Source organism: Kitasatospora phosalacinea, from assembly GCF_000717185.1.
Lineage (GTDB): Bacteria > Actinomycetota > Actinomycetes > Streptomycetales > Streptomycetaceae > Kitasatospora > Kitasatospora phosalacinea_A.
This window is the reverse complement of record NZ_JNYE01000186.1, coordinates 1-4,620: the sequence shown is the minus strand read 5'-3', so window position 1 is coordinate 4,620 and position 4,620 is coordinate 1. Positions and strand designations below refer to the sequence as shown.

At 73.7% G+C, this 4,620-nt stretch carries 4 protein-coding genes; 2 read left to right on the top strand and 2 right to left on the bottom strand.

Annotation, left to right across the window (positions count from 1 at the left end; all coding sequences use genetic code 11):
- On the top strand, window positions 1-1,023 hold a 1,023-nt coding region (locus OO57_RS37130), incomplete at its 5' end, for a chitinase (RefSeq protein ID WP_033257271.1).
- Window positions 1,024-1,108: 85 nt separating this feature from the next.
- On the opposite strand, the gene OO57_RS37125 is transcribed toward OO57_RS37130, so the two are convergent.
- Window positions 1,109-2,326 carry an FAD-dependent monooxygenase gene (locus OO57_RS37125; RefSeq protein WP_033257270.1) on the bottom strand — a complete coding sequence of 406 codons (1,218 nt, stop codon included), beginning with the start codon at window positions 2,324-2,326 and terminating at the stop codon, window positions 1,109-1,111.
- Window positions 2,327-2,496: 170 nt separating this feature from the next.
- On the opposite strand from OO57_RS37125, the gene OO57_RS37120 reads away from it, so the two are divergent.
- Window positions 2,497-3,477: a TetR/AcrR family transcriptional regulator gene (locus OO57_RS37120; RefSeq protein WP_051778739.1), complete on the top strand. Its 981-nt coding sequence runs from the start codon at window positions 2,497-2,499 to the stop codon at window positions 3,475-3,477.
- Here OO57_RS37120 and OO57_RS37115 read toward each other — a convergent pair.
- On the bottom strand, window positions 3,450-4,514 hold the full coding sequence (locus OO57_RS37115) for an ATP-dependent DNA ligase (protein WP_033257269.1): 1,065 nt from the start codon (window positions 4,512-4,514) through the stop codon (window positions 3,450-3,452). The genes OO57_RS37120 and OO57_RS37115 overlap by 28 nt on opposite strands.
- Between the last annotated feature and the right edge of the window lie 106 nt (window positions 4,515-4,620).

The window sequence follows — 4,620 nt, the reverse complement described above, 5'->3', positions numbered from 1 at the left end:
GGCACCAGCGCGACCGTCACCGGCCTGACCGCCTCCACCTCGTACACCTTCACCGTGAAGGCCCGGGACGCGGCGGGCAACGCCTCGGCCGCCTCCAACACGCTCTCGGTGACCACGCCGCCGACCACCACCCCGAGCGGCTTCAAGCAGGCCGCGCCGTACCTGTACAACGGCTGGGGCAACCCGCCGTCGCCGACCACCGTGATGAACGCGACCGGCATCAAGTGGTTCACCATGGCGTTCGTGCTGGCGCAGAACGGCTGCAACCCGACCTGGGACAGCCAGCGCCCGCTGCTGAACGGCGTCGACCAGCAGACCATCAACGCGGTGCGCGCCGCGGGCGGCGACGTCGTCCCGTCCTTCGGCGGCTGGTCGGGCAACAAGCTCGGCCCGAACTGCGCCGACGCGACCGCGCTGGCCGGTGCCTACCAGAAGGTGATCGACGCCTACGGCCTGAAGGCGATCGACATCGACATCGAGAACACCGACGAGTTCGAGAACTACACCGTCCAGGACCGCATCCTGAACGCGCTGAAGATCGTCAAGCAGAAGAACCCGGGCATCAGGACGATCGTCACCTTCGGCACCGCCACCAGCGGCCCGACCGCCCCCGGCAACCGCCTGATCGAGCAGTCCAAGGCGCTCGGCGCGGACATCGACGTCTTCACCATCATGCCGTTCGACTTCGGCAACGCGTCGACCGACATGTACGCCGCCACCGTCAGCGCGGCCACCGGCCTGAAGAACAAGCTCAAGTCGGTCTACGGCTGGGACGACGCCACCGCCTACTCGCACCTGGGCATCTCCGGCATGAACGGCCTCAGCGACACCAACGAGACCACCACGGTCGCCAACTGGACCGCGATCCGCGACTGGGCCAACACCAACCACATCGCCCGCCTGGCGTTCTGGTCGGTCAACCGCGACCGCGGCTGCCCGGGCGGCGGCCTGCAGGAGACCTGCTCCGGCATCGCCCAGTCCGACTGGCAGTTCACCTCCATCACGGCCGGTTTCACCGGCTGACGCGCCACTCCCCCACGACGGCCCCGGTCTCACCCCACGGAGACCGGGGCCGTCCCCGTGCCCGCGCCGCGCCGCGCCCGGACCTTCAGGCGAACGCCCGCTCGTAGTCCGGGAGTTCGACGTCGGCGGCCTTGGCGGCCTGGGTCTCCATGAGGCGGCGCAGCGGCCAGCGGGTCATCCAGCGCATGGAGGCGGCGCGCAGGGCGATCATCGGGGCGCTGCCGGGGGCGTAGGCGCGCATGCCGCCGGGCGGGAGTTGCTGGGCCTGGGCGGCGTAGGGGCGCATGCGGTGCTGGTAGGCGGCGTAGGCGGTGGTGAAGTCGCCGCGGGCGGTGGCGAGTTCACCGGCCAGGAGGTAGGCGCCGACCAGGGCGAGGCTGGTGCCGAGGCCGGTGAGGGGGGTGGGGCAGCAGGCGGCGTCGCCGACCAGGGCGGTGCGGCCGCGGGCGTAGCGGTCGAGGCGGACCCGGCCGAGGTGTTCGAAGTAGAAGTCGTCGGCGTCGGCCATCGCGGCGAGCAGCCGGTCGGTCTCCCAGCCCGCGCCGGCGAACTTCTCGGTGAGCAGGCGCTGTTGGGCGGCGCGGTCGTGGCGGTCGTGGGCGAGCGGGGCGGAGCGGAAGCTGAGGGCGACCTTGGTCTCGCCGGGCAGGCGGCCGGGGCGGACCATCGCGACCAGGCCGCCGGGGGCGTTGTACATCAGGAACCAGCCGTCGAGGTCGAGGTCGAGGCGGGCGGTGAACCAGGCGGTGTAGCCGCCGATCGGGACGAAGTGCTCGCTCTCGGGGCCGAAGGCGAGGCGGCGGGTGGCGGAGTGCAGGCCGTCGGCGCCGACCACCAGGTCGAAGCGGCGGGGCGGCGCGTTCTCGAAGGTGGCGCGGACGCCGTCGGCGTCCTCGTGCAGGGCGGTGAGGGTGTCGTCGAAGAGGTACTCGACGTCGTCGGCAGTGGCCTCGTACAGCAGCCCGGCGAGGTCGCCGCGGAGGATCTCCAGGTCGGAGACGATGCCCTCGCCGCCGAAGAGTTCGGTGGGCATCCGGGCGGTGTGCCGGCCGCGGCGGTCGACCAGGGCGATGCCGCGCTGCTCGACGGCGAGTTCGGCGGCCCGTTCCAGCAGGCCCATCCGGGCGATGACGGTGCGTCCGGCGCCGCGCAGGTCGACGGTCTGGCCGCCGGGCCGGGGGACGGGGGCGCGTTCCACCACGACGGGGCGGAATCCCGCCCTGCGTAGCCAGTACGCCAGGGCGGGGCCGGCGATGCCGCCGCCCGATACGAGGATGTCGGTGTTGCTCGTCGCGTTCTCCATGACACCGAACGTACGCCGTACGCACTGCACTAGGCAAGCGCGTTGGCAAGGTACTTTGACTTGCTGCACTAGTGCACTAGTGCGCCCGGACGGGAGCCGGAGGCTGGTGCCGGGGGCGCCGCGGCAGCTAGCATGGCGCCGACCGGTGCACTAGTGCGGAGGTGGGGCGGGTGGACCGCTACGAGCAGATCGCGGCCGAACTGCAGGAGCGGATCGAGCGCGGCGGGCTGCGTCCGGGCGACCGGGTGCCGTCCACCCGGGAGATCACCCGCCGGTGGAACGTCGCGATGGCGACGGCCACCAAGGTGCTGGCGGAGCTGCGCGGCCGGGGGCTGGTGCGGGCCGTCCCGGGCGTCGGCACGGTGGTCGCCGGGCTCCCGGACCCGGCGCCGGCCCCGGCCCGCTCCGGCGGGCGGCAGGTGCCCCGGCGGCCCGCGCCCGAGGGCGCGCTGACGGCGGAGCGGATCGTCGCGGCGGCGGTCGCGGTGGCCGACGACGAGGGCCTGGAGGCGCTGTCGATGCGCCGGGTCGCGGCCGAGCTGGACGTGGCCACCATGTCGCTGTACCGGCACGTCCCGGACAAGGACGGCCTGCTGCACCGGATGATGGACCTGGTCTTCGCCGACGTCTCCTTCATCCCCGCGCAGGGCGCCCTCGGCTGGCGCGCCCGGCTGGACCTGGCCGCGCACCTGCTCTGGGAGCTCTTCCGGGCGCATCCCTGGCTGGCGTCCGCCCTGTCGGTGACCCGCCCCCAGCCGGTGGCCAACGCGCTGCCCTTCGGCGAGTGGGTGCTGTCCGCCCTGGCCGCCGAGGGCCTGGGGGTGGAGGACGTGTTCACCGCCTACCTGACGCTGTTCAACTACGTCCGCGGCACCGCGCTCAACCTGGAGATGGAGGCCACCGCGGAGGCCGCCACCGGGCAGGACTTCGAGGAGTGGATGGACCAGCGGGAGGAGGTCTTCATGGAGCTGGTCGCCGCCCACCCGACCTTCCTGCGGCTCACCCTGGAGGGCTACGACTTCGACCTCGACCGGCTCTTCGAGTTCGGCCTGCAGCGCCTGCTGGACGGGCTGGCGGTGCTGATCGGGCAGGTGGCGCCCCCGGACGGCCCGTCCCCGAGCGCTCAGGACAGCAGCGCGCCGAGGTCGTAGGAGACCGGCTCCTCCAACTGCGCGTACGTGCAGCTCTCCGGGGTGCGGTCAGGCCGCCAGCGCTTGAACTGCGTGGTGTGCCGGAACCGGGTGCCCTCCATGTGGTCGTAGCCGACCTCGGCCACCCGCTCGGGGCGCAGCGGCACCCAGGAGAGGTCCTTGTGCCCGGTCCAGCGGCTGACCGCGCCGGGCAGCCGGTCGGCGGCCTGGGCCCCCGCCTCCTCCCAGTGCGCCCACGGGTGGTCGCCGAGCCGGGCCGGGTCCAGGCGCAGCGGGGCGAGTTCGGCGGCGAGTTCGGCCCGGCGGGCCATCGGGAAGGAGGCGCTGACGCCGACGTGCTGGAGGCGGCCGTCGGCGTCGTGCAGGCCGAGCAGCAGCGAGCCGACCACCGGGCCCGACTTGTGCTCGCGGTAGCCGGCCACCACGCAGTCGGCGGTGCGGACGTGCTTGATCTTGAACAGGGTGCGTTCGCCGGGCCGGTACGGGGCGTCGAGCGGTTTGGCGACCACCCCGTCCAGGCCGGCGCCCTCGAAGCGGGAGAACCAGCTACGGGCGGTGTCCAGGTCGGTGGTGGCGGGGGCGAGGTGGACGGGCGGGGCGGCGTCGGCCAGCAGTCGGGCGAGTTCGGCGCGGCGTTCGACCAGCGGGCGGCCGGTCAGGTCGTCGTCGTCCAGGGCGAGCAGGTCGAAGGCGACGAGGGTGGCGGGGGTGCGACCGGCCAGGGTGCGGACCCGGGAGGCGGCGGGGTGGATGCGCTCCAGCAGCTCCTCGAAGTGCAGCCGCCCGTCGTGCGCGACGACGATCTCGGTGTCGACGACGCAGCGTTCCGGCAGCCGGGCCCGGACGGCCTCGACCACCTCGGGGAAGTACCTGGTCAGCGGCTTGCCGGTGCGGGAGCCGAGTTCGACCTCGTCGCCGTCGCGGAACACGATCGCCCGGAAGCCGTCCCACTTGGCCTCGTACTGCATGCCGGGCGGGATCGCGGCGACGGCCTTGGCCAGCATCGGGGGCACCGGGGGCATCACGGGGAGCTGCATGCCTCCGATGGTGGCCCGCCGGGGCGGGCGGGGGCGGCGTGTCGCGGCGGGGGCGGCGTGTCGCGGGGCGCGGGCGGGGCGGGGCGGTGTGTCGCGGGGCGCGGGC